Source organism: Mitsuokella multacida DSM 20544 (assembly GCF_000155955.1).
GTDB classification, from domain to species: Bacteria; Bacillota; Negativicutes; order Selenomonadales; family Selenomonadaceae; genus Mitsuokella; species Mitsuokella multacida.
Genome location: NZ_GG697142.2, coordinates 707,398 through 728,445 on the forward strand (window position 1 = coordinate 707,398; position 21,048 = coordinate 728,445).

The window sequence follows — 21,048 nt, forward strand, 5'->3', positions numbered from 1 at the left end:
GATGGAAAGGATATATACAAATGAAACGAGAAGAACTAGTCCTGTTCTACCAATTCCGCGATGACGAGAAGCTCGCCCTGGCGCAGAAGACGCTGCACCGCCTCGGCATCCACACGAAGGTGCTGCCAGAGGAGGCATGGCGCGAGAAAATCGGCTACCTGCTGGGCCTCAAGGGCTTCCGCGCGGCGAATCCCGAGGACTATGAGGACGACCCGTTCGTCTTCCCGCACGAGGTCATGGTCCTGCAGCACATCCGCAACAAGCGCCTCGACGCCGTGCTCAAGGCGCTCAAGGACGCGGGCGTGCCGCCTGTCCACTACAAGTCGGTCGTCACGCCGTTCAACACGCTCTGGACGCTGCGCCGCCTCTGCGAGACGATGCAGAAGGAGCACGCCGCGATGATCGAGATGGAAGAGGCAAAAGAGAAGAAGGACAAGAAGAACGAGGCTTCAGAAGGCAATGAGTGACGAAACGCGCACAGAAGCAACAGAAGCAATTCCAGCACAGGCAGATGCCGCAAAAGAGGCAAAAGTTGCAGATGCTGCAAGCGATGCGAAGGCGATAAAAGGCAAAACGGACGCGCAGGCTGCTCTCGATGAGACGGCGCGCCTCGACAACACGCAGGAGCTGCCGCCGCTGCCGGACGACCTGCAGGGAAAGCCTGAGGCGCCGATAAAGCAGCCCTTCCCGCAGGCAGGAGATGAGGCGCCCATAAGCGATGTGCGCGAGCTGACGCCGGACAAGGCCCTGCAACAGCGGGCCAAGCAGCAGGCAGAGGCGCGCAAGAAGCAGCAGAGCTGGTTCCTGCGCCACAAGAAGGCCTTGCTCCTAGGTGCCGGCTTCCTTATCGCCGTCTTCATCGGCTTTGCGCTGGCGGGCTACCGCCAGGACCAGGCGGACCTGCAGAACAACGAGCGCCAGCATCAGGAACAGCAGATGCAGGAGCGCGCTCAGAAGCTTGACGCACAGGAGAGCGACCTGCAGAAGCAGCGCCGGGACCTCGAGGCCAAGAAGAAGGCACTCGAGGAGCAGCAGCGCGACCTCGAGCGCCAGCAGGGCCGCATCGAGGGGCGCAGCCAGGCCATGCAGGAGAGCGTCGATGGTGAGTCGGGCTTCCAGAAGATCCTCGACAAGGTGACGGGCCAGGCGGAGAAGAAGCAGCAGGCCGCCGAGGCGAATCGCCAGCAGGGCGCTGACGCCGCCGCATCGGCCGCCAGCGTGCAGCAGTCCATCAACGATGCCCAGTCGATGCTCGACGATGTCCAGCAGAAGCTCGACGATGTGCAGGCCATGAAGAATGAGGCCGGCAAGGTCAAGGACAAGGCGGCGAGTACGTACGAAGAGAACAAAGACACGATCGACACCGTGCTCTCCTATGCCAAGGAGGGCGCCACGATGCTCGGCAACCTGCTGTTCCAATGACAGGCGACAGGCTGACCGACATGCGATGCAGTGCTATAGATATAAGGGGAAAGGTGAAGTAGAAGATGAAGTTCTGGAAACAATTGTGCTGCCTCGGTCTGGCAGCCGTCGCCATGCTCTCGGTCGCGGGCTGCGGAGGCAGCTCCCCGGAGAGCTCGAGCTCGGGCAAGATGCAGAAACTCTCCATCGGCCTGATGCCGGATACCGACTCCCTGCCGTTCCTGATTGCAGAGGAGAAGGGCTATTTCGCGGATGAAGGGCTCGAGGTCGACCTCAAGCAGTTCAAGAGCGCGATGGATCGCGACTCGGCGCTGCAGAGCGGCAACCTCGACGGTGCGGTCTCCGATATGCTCGCCGCAGCTTTTGCGAAGGATGGCGGCTTTGATGTCAAGGTCACCTCGGCGACAGACGGCAGTTACAAGCTTGTCGCGGGCAAGACGGAAGGTGCTGTGGACGTCAAGGGCCTGCAGGGCAAGGACGTCAGCGTCTCGCGCAACACGATCATCGAGTACGTGACGGATGAGATCCTTGCGAAGGACGGCCTCAAGGGTGAGGACATCAACAAGGTCATCATCCCGCAGATCCCGACGCGCCTCGAGATGCTGCAGAACGGCAAGCTCGCTGCGGCGACGCTGCCGGAGCCGATGGCCAGCATCGCCATCCACAACGGTGCGCACCTCGTCAAGAGTTCCGATGACCTCGGCATCAATCCGGGCATCATCCTCTTCACGGACAAGGCCGCCAAGGACAAGCAGAAAGAGATCCAGGCGATGTACCGCGCCTACAACCGTGCCGTCGACTACCTCAACACGGCACCGCGCGAGGACTACATCGACTTTGTTATCGAGAAGGCCGGCTTCCCCGCAGCAGCCAAGGAGGCTCTGAAGCTGCCGACCTACCACAAGGCAGCCCTGCCGAAGGAGCAGGATGTGACGGATTGCATCAAGTGGCTCAATGCCAAAGATCTGGTAAAGGAGACGTACGGGTATGATGACCTCGTCATCAATCTGCTCGGCGAATGAATTGAAGATGGATACTGACATGATGGACACGATAGCCTTCCAGCACCTGACGGTCCGCTATAGGGCCGCAGGCCGCGCCGATGCAGCTGCCGTCGCCGATGTCAGCCTGACCGTTCCGCGAGGAACGGTTTGTGCTATCATCGGCCCTTCCGGCTGCGGCAAGTCGACGCTCTTAAAAGCGGTGGCAGGCCTCGTGCAGCCAACCAGCGGCTGCGTGACGATCGCGGGGGAGAAGGCTGACCCGAAGAAATCGTGCATCGGCTTCATGCCGCAGAACTACGGCTTGCTGCCGTGGCAGACGGTGCGCGAGAACATCGTACTCGGCTGCCGCATCCGCCACACCTGGCATAAGGGCAGGGCCGAGGATGAGGCAAGGCTGCTGCACTTCATGGAGGCCCTGCACATCCGAGGCCTCGCAGACCGCTACCCGCATGAATTAAGCGGCGGCCAGCAGCAGCGCGTGAGCCTCGCGCGCGCCTTCCTGCTGCAGCCGGACATCCTGCTGATGGACGAGCCGTTCTCGGCGCTCGACGCCATCACGCGCGAGGAGATGCAGGACGTCTTCCTCGGGCTCTGGCACGAGCAGCACACGACGACGCTGCTCGTCACGCACTACGTCGAGGAGGCGCTCTATCTCGGCCAGAAGATCGTGCTGATGGCCGCTAATCCTGGCCGCATCGCGCGCGTCTTCGACAACCCGCTCAGCGGCTCCCGCGAGCAGCGCAGCAGCCAGGCGTTCTTCGAGATGAGCCGTACACTGCGCGAGGAGATACGGACCTTGCGCATGCAAGATGAAACCGATGAGCAAAGAGAGGAGGAGAGGCGATGAAGGGCATCCAACACACGCTGCTCTCTTACGCAGCCGCCGCCGTCTTCCTGCTCGCGCTCTGGTGGGCCATCGCGCTGCTGCTCGCGCTGCCCATCGTGCCGACGCCCGACAAGGTGCTCGTGCGGCTCGCACACATCTTCTCGCGCGACATCTTCGCACATGCAGCATGGAGCCTCTGGCGCATCGCGGCGGGACTCGGCCTGGCCGTCTGCGTCGGCTATCCGCTTGGCGTCCTCATGGGCTACTTCCGGCGGGCCGATCGCTATCTCTCGCCTGTCGTCTACCTGACGTACCCCATCCCGAAGATCGCACTCCTGCCGATCCTCATGCTGCTCGCCGGCGTCGGCGAGCTCTCGAAGATCCTCATGATCTTCCTGATCATCGTCTTCCAGGTCATCGTGGCCGTGCGCGACGCCATCCGCACGCTGCCGGAGGAGCGGTATGCGCCGCTCTATTCGCTCGGCGCGTCGTTTGCGCAGGTCTTCCGCTTTGTCATCCTGCCCGCATCCTTGCCGAAATTCATCACAGCCGTGCGCGTCGCGATGGCGACGGCCGTATCCGTGCTGTTCTTCACTGAGACGTTCGGCACGCAGTACGGCATGGGCTACTACATCATGGACGCCTGGCTGCGCGTCAACTACCTCGAGATGTATGCGGGCATCCTCGTCCTCAGCGCCATGGGCCTCCTGCTCTTCGGCCTCATCGACGTCTTTGAGCGCGCGGCCTGTCGCTGGCAGCGGAAGTGAGGCGACGACCGTGAAGAAACTCTTTGCCCTCGTGCTTCTTGCCCTGCTTTTGGGCGCGGGCTGGGCGGGCTACCATGCGCCAGACCTTCTGCCGCAGGCCCAGCGGCTCGCCGACGACCTCCTGAGCCATTTCGAGCACGACGACGGCGCCATCCACGTCGAGGGCAGTGGTGCGGCGCTCGCCGATGTCCAGAAGGCCGCCGCGGCTTTCGATGGCCTGACGCAGGAAAAGCTCGGCGTCACACGCCGCCACTCCGTCCGCGTCTACGTGGCCGCCTCCGATGCGGACTACCGCCGCATCCTGCGGGAGGAATTCTCGCTCTCCGACGAGGAGGCCGGGCAGGTGGCCGCCATCTCGGGCGGCTGGTCGGGCGGCAGCCTGCACGTCACGGCTGTCAACGCGAAGGCCGGCGTCATGGACAGCCACAGCGACCGCTATGCGACGACGGCGCACGAGCTCTTCCACCAGCTCCAGTACGAGATGAGCCACGGGCGCGATACCGACAAGACGGCGCTGTTCTGGCTCGAGGAAGGCTCTGCCGACTACGTCGGCGCCATGATGGCCGAGAAGCTCGGCGCCCGCACGCTCGCGCGCTGGCAGCAGGGCGTGCTCGACGATCTCTTGGGCGCGCCGCATCCGGCAAGGCCCGACCAGCTCATCCACCTCGAGTTCGAGGAGCGCAAGGCCATCATGGCCAAAGAGTACCACGCCTACGCCATGGCCGACATGATGACCGTGCAGCTGCTCGAGCGTTTCCCCAAGGCGCAGCGCGGCCAGAAGCTCGCCGCTTACTTTGAGGCGCTCGGCGAAGGGATGACAGGGGAGGAGGCCTTTGCGCAAACCTTTGGCCTGACGCTCGACGACTTCCTGCAGGAGTTCGCCTCGTGGTGGCAGAAGCAGAAGAGTCAGCCAGCCAGCATCCAGATCGATGCGCGCGAGGGCATCACCGAGGGGCAGGCCGACTTCTACGCCGCGCAGGCCAGCGCCGTCCAGCAGCTGCTCGCGCGCCGCTTCGGCCAGACCTTGCACGGCAGCTACACGCTCGTGCTCGCGAATGGCAAGGACGACCTCGCGCGGGCCGTCAGCGACTACTCCGACATGACGCCCGCCGAGGCGAAGAAGACGGTCGGCGAGAGCCTCTGGCTCGAGAACGGCAGCACGCTCTTCCTCGACACGGCGGCACTCGACTCCGAGCGCCAGCAGATCTTCAGCATGGGCGTCATGCTCACGCGCGTCATGGAAGCGCAGGCCATGGGCGGCACCGAGAAGGAAGTCGCCTGGCTCGCGCGCGGTGCAGCCTACCTTATCGGCACCCTGCGCCTCGAAGAAGAGGGCCTCGGCAGCCTCGCCGACTACCGCCGCACCTGGTACAGCGTGCTGCAGGAGAAGGGCAGCTTCCCCGATGCCGCCAGCCTGACCACGCCGCAGGCCTACGAGCAGGCCTGCGCTTCCTTCGGCGATGAATCGTGCTCGATCGTCGCCGAGCTCGCCGCCGACGACCTCTTCGCGCGCCGCGGCTGGGGCAGTTTCACCAAGTGGATGCGCGCCGCAAACCTCGCCGACGGCGATGGCGAGAAGGCCTTCCAGAGCGTCTACGGGACGAGCCCCAACGCCTATGCTTCCTCAGCGTCCGCGCGCCTGCTGCGTGAGATGAACAGCGAAAGCAGCATGTATACACGATGAGCCCCTTTACAAATGAAAAAGACTATGATAACATAAGAGTCGTTCAAGCGAGTGCGCTTGTACGAGACGAATAGTCATATGGCAATGGCGCCATGCAGAGGTGATACTTCCGATTCGTATGATCCGGATGTTTTTTCTGCGTGGCTTTTTTGTTGCTCAATTTTTAAAAGGGTGGTATAAACATGGACGAGTTACTTTATGTGATTCCTGCAAACTCCGAAAAAGAAGAAATCCTGAACACGCTCAAAGCACATCCCGAGATCAAGTTCGTTTCGCTGGTCGGCATCGACATGGCCGGTAACGATACGGATGAGAAGATCCCGATGCGCATCTTCCTCAAGGATATCGATGAGTTCTATGCTGGCACGGCTGTCCAGACAGATGGTTCCTCCGTCGTGCTGACGGGCATTGCCACCCTGAACAACGCAAAAGTCGATATGCCGGTCGATCCTTCCGTCAACTGGTTCGTCGACTACAATATGGAGAACTACGATGAGGAGACGGGCAAGCCGATTGGCACGCTGCGCATCCCGTCCTTCCTGATCCACGAGGGCAAGCGCGTCGATTCGCGTGCCGTCCTCGCTGACACGCTCGCTTACGTCAAGAAAGAGCTGCTGGCTCTCTTCAAGGCACATCCGCAGATCTCCGGCATCGAGAGCGTCAACGGCACGGACGTCACGGACATCCAGTTCACCTCCGCTACGGAGCTCGAGTTCTGGGTCAAGACGCCGCTTGAAGATGCTGCCATCGAAGAGATGTCCGCTTCGCAGGTCCTGCAGGAGCAGTACTGGGAGCGCACGCACGGCATCGTCCGCACGGCCATGGAGCAGTGCCTGCTCGTGCTCGACAAATACGGCTTCAAGGTCGAGATGGGCCACAAGGAAGTCGGCGGTCTCAAAGCACAGATCGATGAGAGTGGCCGCATGACGCACGTCTGCGAGCAGCTCGAGATCGACTGGCGCTTCGCCGATGCCCTGCAAGCTGCCGACAACGAGCTCTTCGTCCGCACGATCGTCCGCGAAGTCTTCCGCGGCATGGGCCTCGAAGTCAACTTCAAGGCAAAACCGATGATTGGCCTGGCTGGCAACGGCGAGCACACGCACATCGGCATGGCTGCCATCACGAAAGACGGCAAGCTCCACAACCTCTTCACGGCTGACGACCAGAAGAAAGACTTCATGAGCGCCATCGGCTACGGCTCCCTCATGGGCCTGCTCAAGAACTACGAGGTCATCAACCCGTTCGTCTCCGCTACGAACGATTCCCTCAACCGCCTCAAGCCGGGCTTCGAGGCTCCGGTCTGCGTCGTCACGTCCCTCGGCCATACGCCGGAGATCCCGTCGCGTAACCGCACGATCCTCGCCGGCCTGATCCGCGACCTCAGCAACCCGTACGCAACGCGCTTCGAGTTGCGCGCCTGCAACCCGTACACGAACACGTACCTCGTCCTCGCAGCCATCTACTCGGCTTGCCTCGACGGCGTCAAGGCCTGCGCCACGCACACGACGGCAGAGTGCCTCGCCGAGATCTCTAAGGATGCCGGCGAAGAGGGCTTCTACCTTGAGAAAGACCGCGCATACCGCAGCGAAGACGATGTCTTCGAAGACTACACGGAAGAAGAGCGCACGCGCCTCTTCGGTGCTCCACCGGCTACGGTCTGGGAGAACATGCAGAACTTCGAGAACTACCCGGCTAAGCTCGCCGTCATCACGGCTGGCGGCGCCCTGCGCGACCAGATCATCGAGGCCTTCCGTGCCGGTGCCCTGACCCGTTGGAAGACGGAGCTCATCGCCCGCATCATCCCGGAGAACCGCGACATCGTCCGCGCCGCCAAGGAAGCCAAGGCCGACTTCGTCACCGACCTCGATTCCTACAACTGGAACAAGATCAACGGCATCCGCAGCTACCTCGCCAAGGACAGCATCGACGAGAAGTCCCTCTTCACGCTCCTCATCAACGCCCTCAACGAAGGCGACTACGCAACCGCATCCGGCCTGCAGGTCGAGATGTACGACAAAGTCGAAGAGCTCAAGAGCCTCTACGACTCCTATGTCAAGAACATGATCTGATTGCCCAAAGCAATCTAACAATAAAAAGGCACCGCTTCGGCGATGCCTTTTTTTGTATAGGAAGGAATCCAATGATAACTTGTCGAATTAATATATAGATTCTGTAAGATATTGTGATTGACGGACTGTATGCTATCGTGAAGGTGGTATTGTGACGATGACGAAATCAGAGATTGAAGCATCAAACCTGAAAGTCATTCTGCATTCCAAGAGAGCAAACATCTACTATCTGGAAAAGTGTCGGGTCATGCAGAAGGACGGGCGTGTTCTTTATCTGACAGAGGGCAAGCGAGAGAATCAGTATTGGAATATCCCGATTGCCAATACGACGGTGCTGCTATTAGGGACGGGCACCTCCATCACACAGGCTGCCATGCGCATGCTGGCTATGGCTGGTGTCATGGTCGGTTTCTGTGGCAATGGTGGGACGCCGTTGCTTTCCGGCGTGGAAATCGAATGGCTCAACCCTCAGAGCGAATACCGGCCAACGGAATACGTGCAGGGGTGGCTCTCGTTCTGGTTTCAGGCAGACAAACGCTTAGCGGCGGCGAAGGAGTTCCAGTTGAAGCGTTGCCAGTTTATCGAGCAAGTCTGGCAGAAGGACCGGGATTTGCAGAGCTGGGGCTTCTATGCAGACGATGATGATATCGAGTCTGCCATGCATCGCTTCCGCCAAGTTATCCAGCAGGCTGTGGATATCAAACAGTTGCTGGCAGGTGAGGCAATCTTCACAAAGGCGCTTTACAAGTATGCGAGTGGCCATGTCAATATGCCGGATTTTGTTCGCCTTCATGATGCTCCCGCAGGTGATAAGGCCAATATCTTCTTGAATCACGGCAATTATCTCGCCTATGGCTTAGCTGCCGTCACACTGTGGGTGCTGGGAATACCGCATGGTTTCGCCGTCATGCACGGGAAGACACGGCGCGGTGCTCTGGTCTTTGATGTTGCGGACCTTGTGAAAGATGCGATTGTCTTGCCAGGCGCATTTATTTGTGCAGAAGATGATTTACGCGATCAGGAATTCCGTTCGTACTGCCTGCAGAAATTCACAGAGCACAAAGTGCTGGATTTCTTGTTTGAAGAGGTAAAGCGTGTGAGCCAACTATGGGGGAAGGAGGGCCCTTATCATGATGGTACTGTTTACCAGTCGCAGTGAGAAAAAAGCCCTATTGACGGTTCGCCGCATTCTGGACCAATTTGCAGATCGCATCGGCAATGACACATGGCAGACCATCATGACGCAGGAGGGGGTACAAGAGGTCAAGACCCTCCTGCGCAGGAATGCGACGAAAAGCACGGCAGTGTCCTGCCGCTGGATCCGCTCGCGCAATCGCAGCGAGCTTCTCTGGGTGGTGGGGAACCGCGACAAATTCAATGAGGACGGCATGGTGCCAGTCAATACAACGAGGAAGAACATCCTGCATAAAGAATGGGAAGGGGGTTGGCCATATCTTACCTTGATCAAGGCATTGGTAGCAGTAGCAGCCCTTTTCCATGACTGGGGCAAATCATCGGACCACTTTCAAAAAAGTTACGGTCGTCGTCGATGGAAAAAGACCCCTATCGCCACGAATGGGTTTCCTGCCAGATGCTGGCAGCTATAGCGAAAATCAGTGGTGACACAGAGGATGATGACGCGTGGATACGTCTTTTTATGGATGGCAAGCTGAAGAAGACAGCTTTGAAAAAGGAAATGAAAGACAGAGGCAGTCAGGCAGATGCATTACCGGATATGCCACCCATCATGCGCCTGATTGCTTGGCTTATCCTATCGCACCATCGCCTGCCTGTAACGCGGAATGAGATGGAGTACAAGCTCTGTGCAATGGAACCACTGCTGTCTTTGGAGGCACTCTTCCCGATGGTTAAAAGCGACTGGGGCTATGAAGGTGTTATCCCTGCCGCGAAGAATCCCTGCTTTGCGTTTTCGAGAGGATTCCTGCTGGATGATGACGACTGGAGTAAGTCTGTCAAAAAATGGCTGGCGCGCCTGCTTCGGGAAAAAGCGCAGTTACAGCAGCTCTGTGCGGAGTCTAGTCAGGCCATGAGGCCGCTTCTTCTGTATGCGCGGGAAGCACTGATGCTGGCTGACCATTTCGTATCTTCGCAGAAGTGTCAGACGGATATACCGACAGAGGAGCAGAAGAAAGTTTTATATGCGAATACAGAGGGGGATAATCTCTGCGATACACTGTCTTCCCACCTGACCAAGGTAGCGGCTCAAGCCGTCAATATCGCACACCAGCTCCCGCTCTTTACAAATGCGATGGATGTAACGGACACAGTACGCTTCAAACCGGCAAAAGCGCCCTATCAGTGGCAGGATAAAGCAGTCCGTGAAGTCCAGGCAGCAAAGCAAGAGGGGGAGGAGCAGGCTTGGTTCGTCATGAACATGGCAAGCACAGGCTGCGGCAAGACGACAGCCAATGCTAAATTGATGCAGTCATTGTCGCCAGATGGCAAGTCTATGCGCTACACATTGGCCTTAGGACTCCGTTCTCTGACTCTCCAGACTGGCAGTGAATATCAAGAGCGCATGCATCTGACGAAGGATGAATTAGCTATCGTCATCGGTTCCTCAGCTGTTGAAGAACTGTATCGTCAGGAGAAACAGTCCGACTCGGCAGATTTAGAAGAGAAGGGTTCTCCTTGCGAGATAGGCGGTTCAGGAGAAGAGGAACTCTTGGAAGATATGCTTTCCTTTGAGGATAATTTCACGCATGAGCAGTTGAAGTATCTGGATATTTATCTCGATGGGCGCAGAAACCCGCAGGCAAAGAAAAATGGCGCATTTCTGTTCAAGCCGGTTTTGGTTGCGACTATCGATCAGATTATCCGTGCGACAGAGGTGACACGTGGAGGCAAGGGCCTGCTGCCGTTCCTGCGGATGATGTCAGCGGATCTCGTCATCGATGAAGTAGATGATTTCTCGCCGGAGGATTTGACAGCAGTTGCCCGACTGGTCCACTTAGCTGGCCTGCTTGGACGCAACGTAGTCTTATCTTCTGCCACGATTCCGCCAGACTTGGCCTACGGTTTTTATCAAGCTTATCAGGACGGCCTGTGCTGCTATAATGCATTCTCAGACCGGACGAAAACGCTAACGGCTGTCTGGGTAGATGAATTCCGTTCTGAATCTGCAACCATACCGCTGCAGCAGCCGAATCAGTACAGGCTTGCCCATGAGAGTTTTGTCGAGAAGCGCGTCAAGAAATTACAGGCGCAGGTCGTGAAGCGGAAAGCGGTCTTGATTCCGTGCCAGCCTCAGACGACGAAAGAACAGTCATGGCAGTCGTATGTTGCAGCGATAAAGCAAGCCGCCCTGCAGCTGCATGGGAATCACCATGTCGTTGATGAGAAAACAAACAAGGAAGTTTCATTTGGACTCGTGCGATTTGCCAACATTGACCCGTGTGTCAATATGGCTCTTGCCCTGCTGTCTGCTGAATGGCCAGAGGATACGGCAGTCTTCGTCATGTGCTATCACAGCCGTCAAGTTCTGCTGCTGCGTCATGAACAAGAAGCGTATCTCGACCATGTCCTGCGCCGCAAGCAGGAACTCGGCGCACAGGTAGCCTTCCAAGATGCCATCCTTCGCCGCCATTTAGACTATAGTCAGGCGAAACGGTGCATTTTCTTGGTCGTGGCTACTCCGGTGGAGGAGATCGGCCGTGACCATGACTTTGATTGGGCAATCATCGAGCCATCCTCGTATCGCTCAATCATACAGCTGGCCGGTCGCGTTTATCGCCATCGTCCATGCTTGCAGGATATAGAGGCTCCGAATATCGGCGTCATGCAGTTTAACTGGCGAGGAATGGTAAATCCCGGACAGAGGGCTGTCTTTTGCAGGCCGGGGTTCGAGAAAGCTTCGCGATATCTACTGCAGAGCCATGATATGAAGGACTTGGTGCCTGATGATAACTGGGCGCATATCGATGCGATTCCTCGCGTGAAGGTCCCGAGGCCACTTCGGCCGCAGTCGAGATTGATTGATTTAGAGCACAAGAGATTGGCGGATTGGCGCAATCTCGATGATAAATCTCCGGATGAAGTGGGCGGCTGGCAGCAGACTTGCTGGTGGATGACGGGTTTGCCGCAGTACCTGCGTCCATTCCGCGCAGGCATTCAAGATCAGGACCTGTGCTATCGCTATGATGCGGAGCAGGGGGCACTGGGCTTCTATAAAAGAGATAAGGGCGAATATATACCATATGGGGATATGTGCAATCTGAGACTATACCCTGAGGAGAAGATGGCCCCTTACAGAGAGCGGTTTTGGCTGCCGCGGTCCTATATGGCGTCTCTTCAAGCACAAGCTGCCAGAAGGCCATATTCCGATGCGGACGAAGGAGAAGTCCTGCAGCGCATATCCGAGCGGTATGGTCAGCTGAGCCTTTCCGGCTATGAAGATGGAGCGAGAGTGTGCTGGTATGATGACCAGCTCGGAGCGTTCCATACCTTGATGAATGAAAGAAAGTGATAGTCAGTTGAATTGGTTTCTGTTATAATGAAGCCAGTAGGATCTGCCGCATAGGCAGCTTAGCAAATATTTGAATCCTGAGGAACTATTATCTGCCGTGTAGGCAGCTCATGCAAGTTTCTTTGGGATTATATATATAAAACCATATTTGAATCTTGAGGAATAATAGAGATTATGATATAATAAGAGCAAAGGAGGGAAGATTATGGGATCGATAGCAACTTACATCGCTGATAAAGCGGCGAAAAAGAAACAAACCCCGTCTGAGTGGCTAGAGGGTAATTGGAAGAACTTTGACCGATATTGGGTGAGTTCGCATATCGGCCGGTACACACATCCGGATGCAGCCGTCCATTTGCATGATGATAGTAGCCCTACAGGTAAAGGTTACTTGACGACAGCTGATACGGCAGTACAGCAAGATATTTTTGTAGATGGTGGGTCTGCCTTCATGACGATTGCGTCATTCTTGGTCTCACGGTTTTCACAGAAAGAAACCATAGCGGAACAGAAAGATGACCTTGAGGCCAAAACAGCTTGGCAATATTTTCGTGAGGATTCGCCTTTTATTCGTCGCGAAATAGAATCGCTAGGAATCAAATATGAACCATTACGAGAGAAAATTTTGCGTATTCAGATATCAAAGATTCCAGAGGAAAGTGATGAACGCCTGAAACAAGTGTATTTCCCTATACCTGATCATGACGGAGAATATCATCTGCTCAGTATCTTACCGCCGAGTGTTCTGATGCTTGAACTTACAAATCGGATTAGAATGGCATTTCAAGTGCAGAGAAAGTGCCAGGATAAAAAGTCAGAATGTTATGGTGGTTCATATAAGTTTTTTTCTGATTTGACTAATGTCCGCTTTGGAGGAGCAAATGTACAGAATGTGAGCACGCGAAATTCTTCATTAGGGATACAGGTTTTACCGTCATTGCCACCCTGCCTGACTAGTCGAAAAATAAAGATGCCTAAAAGGAACTTTTTCTTTGACTCACTTTACTGGCGTAACTTCATCAAAATGCTGTTCCATCTTGATGCGCTGCTTCGAGACCAGCGCCATAATCTTGAGATACGTGAGCGCCGTGAGAATATCATACTGGATTTTGTCGAGCCTATTCTATATGAAGCAAACCGATTGCAGACACTCCCTGCTGGTTGGAGTAAGGATACGGAACTGACGGAAGAACAGGCAGTCTGGCTGGATGCAGCTTATTCCAACCAGCGACAGGATGATACAGATTGGATTTGGCCGGTTTGTATGGATTTTGCCCGCTGGCTCGTGAATGCCTATGGGTGGTTCTGTCGCATTGAGAAGCGGAAAGAGATTTCGCTTTCGGATGCAGAGCTGCACTCTTTTGCATCGACAATGGAAGATGTCTTGAAGGAGGAGGTGAGAGAAGGATGAGCAAAATCAAGACGTATTTGCTGTTGCGTCAAGTCAAGATTCACAATGCGAATGCCTTCAGCAGTCCGCTCACGATTGGTTTTCCTGCCATGACAGCGTGGTTGGGGGCCATGCATGCATTGGAGAGAAAGCTCCGGCGCAATGAGGCGCTGTCTAGTATTCGCCTGAAGAAACTGGCGGTGTCCTGCCATGACTTTAATTTGCAGACCTATAAAGGTCCGGGCGACTATGTGAACTCCGTCATCATCACTTCAAATCCGCTGCGGAAAAAGGGAGCTTCTTTTGAACGGCCTCCATTTATCGAGGAAGCAAGAATTCATCTGACGGTATCGCTTCTTATCGAAGTGGACGGGCTATCGTCGAGCAACTACTCAATTTTCAATGAGAAGACAACAAAAGTCTTGAATGGGATGAAGATTGCAGGCGGAGATATCCTCGCTTTTTCGCCAATCGATGATCCTATAAAGTCAACTTCGACACGCGGGTCAAGAATCCTCTTAGTAGATGAGGATTCCGAGAAAGATGTGCGTCGAGCAATCCGCAGTCTTATGCCGGGGTATGTCCTGATCGAGCGTCGTCAGTTGCTGAAACAAAGGCAGGAGAAATTGGAGGCGCAGGACACCTTGCAGGCGTTGCTGGATTTGCTGGCTTTGCATTATGAACACGATGACGAGCATGATACATGGCATCTGCAACCACGCCAAGAACAGGGATGGCTGGTACCAATCGTCACTGGCTTCAAAGGATTGACGCCGCTAGGACATGTGGCGAATCAGCGCGATGCGAGCACATTGCATCGCTTTGCCGAACCGGTGCTGACACTCGGTGAGTTCAAGATGCCGCATCATTTTCAAGATATCGATCAAATGATGTGGCAATATCAGTATGATGAGAATAAAGACTTATATGTCTGTGTAAATGAGAAGATAGAGTTAAATGAAGGAGAGGATTAATCATGGCAAAGTCAAACACGAAGGGGTTAGCAACGGTATTGTCTTTTGAGAAAAAAATTGTTCTTTCGGATGGTTTGATGTACGGGACAACATGGGAGGAGCGTCAGGCAGAGGCGACTGCCTTGCCATTGCACGAGAAATCCGTCCGAGGCACGATCTCCAATCGCCTGAAGCAAGCAGTGGCAAACGATCCTGCAAAGCTCAACGCAGAAGTCGAAAAGCCGAATCTGCAGACGGTTGATGCGGCATCACTATCGATGGATCAGGATACCTTGAAGGTCACGTTCACGATGAAGGTCTTGCGGGGAGCAGCTGTTCCAGCGGCCTGCAATAATGCAGAGCACAAGGCAAAGATTTTGGAGATGGGCAATCGTTACGTTGAACAATACGGCTTCGGGGAATTGGCTAAACGGTATGCACTGAACCTTGCCAATGCGCGTTTCCTTTGGCGGAATCGCGTTGGTGCAGAAGAATTGGAAGTGCAGGTCAAGGCTAATGATAAGCAGTGGCTGTTCCATTCGTATGATTATTCTCTGCAGGATTTTGATCATAGCGACGAAATGGTCGATACATTAGCTGAGCAGATTGAATCGGCACTATCTGGCAAGATTCCATATCTTCTGTTGGAAGTTACGGCTTTTGCCAAGATTGGTAGAGGGCAGGACGTCTATCCGAGTGAAGAGCTCATCTTGGATAAAGGAAAAGGTAAGAAGAGCAAAGTCTTGTATGAAGTGGATGGTACGGCGGCAATGCATTCGCAGAAGCTCAGCAATGCAATCCGCACGATTGATACTTGGTATGAAGAATATGGCACGGATACGGGGGTAGGTCCAATCGCTGTAGAACCCTATGGTGCCGTAACAAATCTTGGTAAGGCCTTCCGCACACCGAAGGCAAAGAGTGATTTCTATACGCTCTTTGATAAGTATTCCCTTGGTGACGACTTTGAAAGCCCGGAGGCTGCGCATTATGTAATGGCCGTCCTAATCCGCGGCGGCGTCTTCGGTGCAAGCGCAAAAGAATGAAAGGGATGAAGGATATGTGGTTCTACCAAGATGTTATATTGAAGCCGACAGAAGACATCACAACCTCGTTCCTTTGGTCCAGAGTCTACCGCCAAATCCATTTGGCATTGGCCAGTAGCAAAGACGAGCAGGGCATGATTCGATGCGGTGTAGCATTTCCCGAGTATTCCGATGCAACGCCGACACTCGGCCGTACACTCCGTTTGCTTGCTCCAGAAGAATCTGATTTGCAGCATTTGAATCTGATTGATGCATTAAAGCATTTCACGCCAGATTACGTGAAAATCAAAAGCATCCGTCCTGTCCCTGTCAGATCATGCAAAGGCTTTGTGACGTACAGACGCTATCAGCCAGAGGCGACCGCCGCGCAGAAAGCCAGGCGCTATGCAAAACGACACAATATGTCAATAAAAGAAGCCCAGAAGCTTTTCCCAACGCCTGTAAATGAGACTCACTATCCGTATATCCAGCTGGAAAGCATGACCAATCACCATCGTTTCAGCTTGTTCATTCAGAAGAAGGAAGCGGATGAACATCCCTATGAAGGCTTTTCAGCATACGGATTCAGTAAGAGATCATCTGTTCCCGACTTTTGACCAAAGTTTTCGCCGTATGTCAGAACCCTATGTAAATCAAGGGCTTTGACAAGAGCACAAAATTTTGGTTAAATGAGAGTAGCTAGCGAGAACCAAAGCAGGACAAGGATAGTTGCACAGAGATTTACTCTTATCTGCCGCATAGGCAGCTTAGAAATGCCACTCGTATCATTCATTATGGTTATCATACTTATCTGCCGCATAGGCAGCTTAGAAATGCGTGACGCAAAGCAAGCATGGCAAAGCCGTCTTATCTGCCGCATAGGCAGCTTAGAAATGTCACGCGTCATGACCTTGACGGCGCTGAGGCTTATCTGCCGCATAGGCAGCTTAGAAAGTTAAGGATGTTGTACGTCCCCTTTACCGGATCTTATCTGCCGCATAGGCAGCTTAGAAAAGATGCAAGATAGGCACCCAAGGTATACCCTTCTTATCTGCCGCATAGGCAGCTTAGAAATTGACCTCTGGGTAGAGCGGGATAAAAATCTCCTTATCTGCCGCATAGGCAGCTTAGAAAAGCGTATCGTTACAGGTAGACTACCGGAAGACCTTATCTGCCGCATAGGCAGCTTAGAAAATGTCCATGCAGATGCACCACCACGAGCCCCACTTATCTGCCGCATAGGCAGCTTAGAAAACTGCCCGTCTTTGACGGTTCCCATAATCATTCTTATCTGCCGCATAGGCAGCTTAGAAAATATTCTTTTGCCGTCTCGGCGCTGGCGGCAGCTTATCTGCCGCATAGGCAGCTTAGAAAAGCCGCTCTCAGTCTTGCTCTGCTCTTTGATGCTTATCTGCCGCATAGGCAGCTTAGAAATGCGCAAGAAGTACGAGCGGCAGGTGAACAAACTTATCTGCCGCATAGGCAGCTTAGAAATTTTCATGCTTGCGCTTCGCCTCGGCCTCTCGCTTATCTGCCGCATAGGCAGCTTAGAAAAAAGAAAGCGGCTACGCTTATCAGCAGGAATCCCTTATCTGCCGCATAGGCAGCTTAGAAAGCCATCTGAAATGCCGATATGCTTCCAAGGATCTTATCTGCCGCATAGGCAGCTTAGAAAGCGAAAATCCGCAAGCTGCAGTCTGAAGGTGCCTTATCTGCCGCATAGGCAGCTTAGAAAGTAACAGCGAATCTTACACAATGGAGTTCGTACTTATCTGCCGCATAGGCAGCTTAGAAAAGCTTAAAGGTGATCCACCAATCACCAGCCTCACTTATCTGCCGCATAGGCAGCTTAGAAATTATCTTACCAGCAATCGCGTCCGCTCTCTTGCTTATCTGCCGCATAGGCAGCTTAGAAAGTGAGGAGGTGACAAGTATGGATGCAAGAGACCTTATCTGCCGCATAGGCAGCTTAGAAATGCTACTGGGCAACAATGACGCCCAGAAGAACCTTATCTGCCGCATAGGCAGCTTAGAAAAGAACTTCGAGTGGTATGTCGATTATCTTCTGCTTATCTGCCGCATAGGCAGCTTAGAAATTGCGGGACTCGGCTGGCATCCGGACATGGATCTTATCTGCCGCATAGGCAGCTTAGAAATGCTGGCCCTGTCGGTAGAGTCGTGCATTGGCCTTATCTGCCGCATAGGCAGCTTAGAAAATCTGCAGCAACTTATTGCTGAGTGCAGCCGCCTTATCTGCCGCATAGGCAGCTTAGAAATGTAATGACCAGGACGGGTCCCGCAGTGGGCACTTATCTGCCGCATAGGCAGCTTAGAAAAATCGTCACCCCGTAGATAGCGCAGAGCTTTTCCTTATCTGCCGCATAGGCAGCTTAGAAAGCGCGTCGGTTGTGCTGCCACATCCGTGCGACCTTATCTGCCGCATAGGCAGCTTAGAAATGCCAGACTTATTAAGCGGAGAGGTTGAAGATCTTATCTGCCGCATAGGCAGCTTAGAAAAGATGCAGCGGCAAGGTTCATGACACCTTCGACTTATCTGCCGCATAGGCAGCTTAGAAATGTTTGATTCGTGGCCTGCATGTGCAGCGGCGGCTTATCTGCCGCATAGGCAGCTTAGAAATAGCATAAAGCGGAGATGCAGGTTCGAGCCCTCTTATCTGCCGCATAGGCAGCTTAGAAAAGCGGTTTGAGGGCTTCGGCAAATTTATCCGCCTTATCTGCCGCATAGGCAGCTTAGAAAGAGCTCCGTCTCTCGTTCTTTGAGCTCTTCGACTTATCTGCCGCATAGGCAGCTTAGAAATCCTGTATAGATCCTGTCAATCCTCTATCTCAACTTATCTGCCGCATAGGCAGCTTAGAAAACCGATTGCCAACAACTACAAGCCAGAGGTGGCTTATCTGCCGCATAGGCAGCTTAGAAACAGTACGTTCTCAAGAAAGTCGAGGAGGACTACCTTATCTGCCGCATAGGCAGCTTAGAAATGACGGCAATAACTCTGGCGCTGTCGGGTAGGCTTATCTGCCGCATAGGCAGCTTAGAAATCGGTCATCTCGCTGTAGGCCGTGACCTTAGCCTTATCTGCCGCATAGGCAGCTTAGAAAGTGAGCGTTGCAATAACGAGATATTGTCATGCGTTATCTGCCGTATAGGCAGCTTAGAAATGACAATCGTACTAAAAGCGTACTAATTGACATGTTATCTGCCGTATAGGCAGCTTAGAAAAAGCACTACAAGTCGGCGGATGAAGTGCCAGGGTTATCTGCCGTATAGGCAGCTTAGAAATGTGCGGTGAAGCCGTCTGCGATGTAGTGCAGGACCTCTTCCATATCTACATCATCTGTCCCTTTCTGGTATAATAGGCATATAGACATAGTCACCAGCATGGAGGCGTTGTATCATGAGTGGACACAGCCGAAAGTACAAGATCATGTTGACGAACGAGGAACGCAATCATCTGAAAGCGGTCTTGCGCTCGAGCAAGACGTGCAACACCATCAAGAAGCGCTGCCAGATTTTGCTGGCACTGGACTGCAACACGAATCCTGACAGCACGTATCGCAACTGTGCGTATTACCTCGGCGTGTCGTTGAAGATGGTCTGCAATATCGTCAAGCTTTACTGCGAGAGCGGGCTTCAGCGCACGCTGGTCTTGAATCGCAATGTGAATTCGGACAATGCCACGCGCAAGATTGACGGTGCCATGGAGGCCAGGATCATTGCCATGGCCTGTGGCACCCCGCCTGAAGGATATGCCAGATGGACCATTAAGCTCCTCACAGAACACGCGAGAGTCGAGCTCGGCCTCACTGCTGGTGAAGAAGCCGTTCGGCGGATGCTAAAAAAACACATTGCGCCCTCACTTGAAAGGCTACTGGTGCATTCCCAAGAAACAGGATGCCGATTTTGTCGCCTGCATGGAAGACATCATCGACGTGTATGAGCGTCCTTATGCACGCAAGCGGCCGGTAGTCTGTCTGGATGAGAAGCCCTTACAGCTCCTCGGCGAAGTCCGTGAGCCGCTTCTTATGCGCCCCGGTGCTGTCGAGAAGATTGATGCAGAGTACAAGCGCAATGGAACCTGCAGCATTTTTGCCATTGTAGAGCCGCTTACGGGGCACCAGCATATCTCGGTGCGGGAGCGGCGGACCGCTCTGGACTGGGCTGAAGAAATCCGATATCTATGTGATGTCATGTACCCACGTGCCGAACGGATTGTCCTGGTCATGGATAATCTGAACACACATACGCTCGGCTCACTTTACAAACGGTTCAAGCCAGATGAGGCCCGCCGACTGGCGGAGCGTTTGGAAATACACCATACGCCGAAGCATGGCAGCTGGTTGAACATGGCCGAGATCGAGCTGAATGTATTGACCAGGCAATGCCTCAACCGACGAATCGAAAGCCTTGCCAAGTTGCAACGTGAAGTCCGTGCGTGGGAAAATAAGCGGAACAAGAAGCCGACACCGATTCATTGGCTGTTCACTAAGGAAAAAGCCAGAGTCAAGCTGGTATCTTTGTATCCTGATTTAACCAGATGACTAATTGCTATATATATGGAAGAGGTTCTACAGTAGTTGTTCTGTTATCTGCCGTATAGGCAGCTTAGAAAAGCGCAATTCGAAGCTGGGTAAGAAGGCTGACGTTATCTGCCGTATAGGTAGCTTAGAAATTGATGTCACACTTCACGAACCTCGAGGAGTCGTTATCTGCCGTATAGGCAGCTTAGAAAGTGTCAAGATTATCCCAGGTCTGTTCCCGTACGTTATCTGCCGCATAGGCAGCTTAGAAATGCTGCAGGTCATAGTTGCTTGGCCGGTCCTGGTTATCTGCCGCATAGGCAGCTTAGAAATTATTGAATGCACGATTCAGCAGCTTCTTTTCGTTATCTGCCGTATAGGCAGCTTAGAAAGCCTTGAGCAGCTGGCAGAGGAGAAGGAAGGTGTTATCTGCCGTATAGGCAGCTTAGAAAAGTGGGAGGGCTTGGAACGACGAACGGTTCCAGTTATCTGCCGTATAGGCAGCTTAGAAAGTCTCATCCGCCGCCGTAAAGCGCGCAAACGACTTATCTGCCGCATAGGCAGCTTAGAAAGTGGCGGTAGCAAACATGATTGCACGCCACAACTTATCTGCCGCATAGATGGGTAAATCCTAAATTGTCCAGTGTATGATTCGCCAGTTTGATGGCCAACTTGGAGATGTGCATCCCAAAAGCTCCATTACATGAGCAGTGAAGCTTTGATGGTTTATTTTTATTTTTCTGGATGGTCTCGCTCTATGATAGGAAGCCGATGCGCTGGATGTCGGCGTTCGGCAAATACTCAAAGAGGTGCTTGAGGTACTGAAATGGGTTTAAGCCGTTGGTCCTGGCTGTCTTGACGACATAGAAAAATAGCCAGCTCC

Annotated in this window: 16 protein-coding genes, 1 pseudogene and 2 CRISPR repeat arrays; of the genes and pseudogenes, 16 read left to right on the forward strand and 1 reads right to left on the reverse strand. The window is 54.0% G+C overall.

Features of this window, described 5'->3' with window-relative positions:
• The first annotated feature begins 20 nt into the window (after window positions 1-20).
• From MITSMUL_RS10175 to MITSMUL_RS10245, 16 genes are all read left to right on the forward strand, one after another.
• Window positions 21-467, forward strand: coding sequence for a DUF3783 domain-containing protein (locus MITSMUL_RS10175; RefSeq protein ID WP_005842388.1), 447 nt, complete (start codon window positions 21-23; stop codon window positions 465-467).
• Window positions 460-1,422, forward strand: a complete 963-nt coding sequence (locus tag MITSMUL_RS10180) for a hypothetical protein (protein ID WP_005842389.1) — start codon at window positions 460-462, stop codon at window positions 1,420-1,422. The genes MITSMUL_RS10175 and MITSMUL_RS10180 overlap by 8 nt, the downstream gene beginning before the upstream one ends.
• Window positions 1,423-1,487: 65 nt before the next feature.
• Window positions 1,488-2,444, forward strand: a complete 957-nt coding sequence (locus MITSMUL_RS10185; protein WP_005842391.1) for an ABC transporter substrate-binding protein — start codon at window positions 1,488-1,490, stop codon at window positions 2,442-2,444.
• A gap of 19 nt (window positions 2,445-2,463) precedes the next feature.
• Window positions 2,464-3,273, forward strand: a complete 810-nt coding sequence (locus MITSMUL_RS10190; RefSeq protein ID WP_244944597.1) for an ABC transporter ATP-binding protein — start codon at window positions 2,464-2,466, stop codon at window positions 3,271-3,273.
• On the forward strand, window positions 3,270-4,019 hold the full coding sequence (locus MITSMUL_RS10195; protein ID WP_005842395.1) for an ABC transporter permease: 750 nt from the start codon (window positions 3,270-3,272) through the stop codon (window positions 4,017-4,019). The genes MITSMUL_RS10190 and MITSMUL_RS10195 overlap by 4 nt, the downstream gene beginning before the upstream one ends.
• 10 nt (window positions 4,020-4,029) lie before the next feature.
• Window positions 4,030-5,703, forward strand: coding sequence for a hypothetical protein (locus MITSMUL_RS10200; RefSeq protein ID WP_147653008.1), 1,674 nt, complete (start codon window positions 4,030-4,032; stop codon window positions 5,701-5,703).
• Window positions 5,704-5,885: 182 nt separating this feature from the next.
• Complete coding sequence (locus tag MITSMUL_RS10205; protein WP_005842399.1) at window positions 5,886-7,772, forward strand: glutamine synthetase; 1,887 nt, start codon at window positions 5,886-5,888, stop codon at window positions 7,770-7,772.
• A gap of 157 nt (window positions 7,773-7,929) precedes the next feature.
• Window positions 7,930-8,931 (forward strand): type I-F CRISPR-associated endonuclease Cas1f, encoded by a 1,002-nt coding sequence (gene cas1f / locus MITSMUL_RS10210; RefSeq protein ID WP_005842403.1) that lies wholly within the window; start codon window positions 7,930-7,932, stop codon window positions 8,929-8,931.
• Window positions 8,903-9,379, forward strand: coding sequence for a hypothetical protein (locus tag MITSMUL_RS12565; RefSeq protein ID WP_005842405.1), 477 nt, complete (start codon window positions 8,903-8,905; stop codon window positions 9,377-9,379). The genes cas1f and MITSMUL_RS12565 overlap by 29 nt, the downstream gene beginning before the upstream one ends.
• Window positions 9,322-12,258, forward strand: a complete 2,937-nt coding sequence (gene cas3f / locus MITSMUL_RS10215) for a type I-F CRISPR-associated helicase Cas3f (protein WP_084778611.1) — start codon at window positions 9,322-9,324, stop codon at window positions 12,256-12,258. Before MITSMUL_RS12565 ends, cas3f begins: the two co-directional genes overlap by 58 nt.
• A 205-nt stretch (window positions 12,259-12,463) precedes the next feature.
• Entirely contained in the window at window positions 12,464-13,669 is a 1,206-nt protein-coding gene (locus MITSMUL_RS10220; RefSeq protein ID WP_005842408.1) for a type I-F CRISPR-associated protein Csy1, read from the forward strand.
• Window positions 13,666-14,622 (forward strand): type I-F CRISPR-associated protein Csy2, encoded by a 957-nt coding sequence (csy2, locus tag MITSMUL_RS10225; RefSeq protein ID WP_005842409.1) that lies wholly within the window; start codon window positions 13,666-13,668, stop codon window positions 14,620-14,622. The genes MITSMUL_RS10220 and csy2 overlap by 4 nt, the downstream gene beginning before the upstream one ends.
• 2 nt (window positions 14,623-14,624) lie before the next feature.
• Window positions 14,625-15,647, forward strand: a complete 1,023-nt coding sequence (gene csy3 / locus MITSMUL_RS10230) for a type I-F CRISPR-associated protein Csy3 (protein ID WP_005842410.1) — start codon at window positions 14,625-14,627, stop codon at window positions 15,645-15,647.
• Window positions 15,644-16,243, forward strand: a complete 600-nt coding sequence (gene cas6f, locus MITSMUL_RS12190; protein ID WP_005842411.1) for a type I-F CRISPR-associated endoribonuclease Cas6/Csy4 — start codon at window positions 15,644-15,646, stop codon at window positions 16,241-16,243. The genes csy3 and cas6f overlap by 4 nt, the downstream gene beginning before the upstream one ends.
• 129 nt (window positions 16,244-16,372) lie before the next feature.
• Window positions 16,373-18,927: direct repeats of the CRISPR family, unit length 28 nt; unit sequence CTTATCTGCCGCATAGGCAGCTTAGAAA.
• 115 nt (window positions 18,928-19,042) lie between these two features.
• On the forward strand, window positions 19,043-19,585 hold the full coding sequence (locus MITSMUL_RS12985) for a helix-turn-helix domain-containing protein (protein WP_005842421.1): 543 nt from the start codon (window positions 19,043-19,045) through the stop codon (window positions 19,583-19,585).
• A complete protein-coding gene (locus MITSMUL_RS10245) occupies window positions 19,506-20,186 on the forward strand; it encodes an IS630 family transposase (RefSeq protein WP_169627174.1) in 681 nt (226 codons plus the stop codon). Before MITSMUL_RS12985 ends, MITSMUL_RS10245 begins: the two co-directional genes overlap by 80 nt.
• Window positions 20,187-20,229: 43 nt before the next feature.
• A CRISPR array of direct repeats spans window positions 20,230-20,737; the repeat unit is 28 nt; unit sequence GTTATCTGCCGTATAGGCAGCTTAGAAA.
• A 183-nt stretch (window positions 20,738-20,920) separates the two neighbouring features.
• Here the strand turns inward: MITSMUL_RS10245 and MITSMUL_RS12420 are convergent.
• Window positions 20,921-21,013: pseudogene (locus tag MITSMUL_RS12420) on the reverse strand (transposase domain-containing protein); the annotation flags it as partial.
• Between the last annotated feature and the right edge of the window lie 35 nt (window positions 21,014-21,048).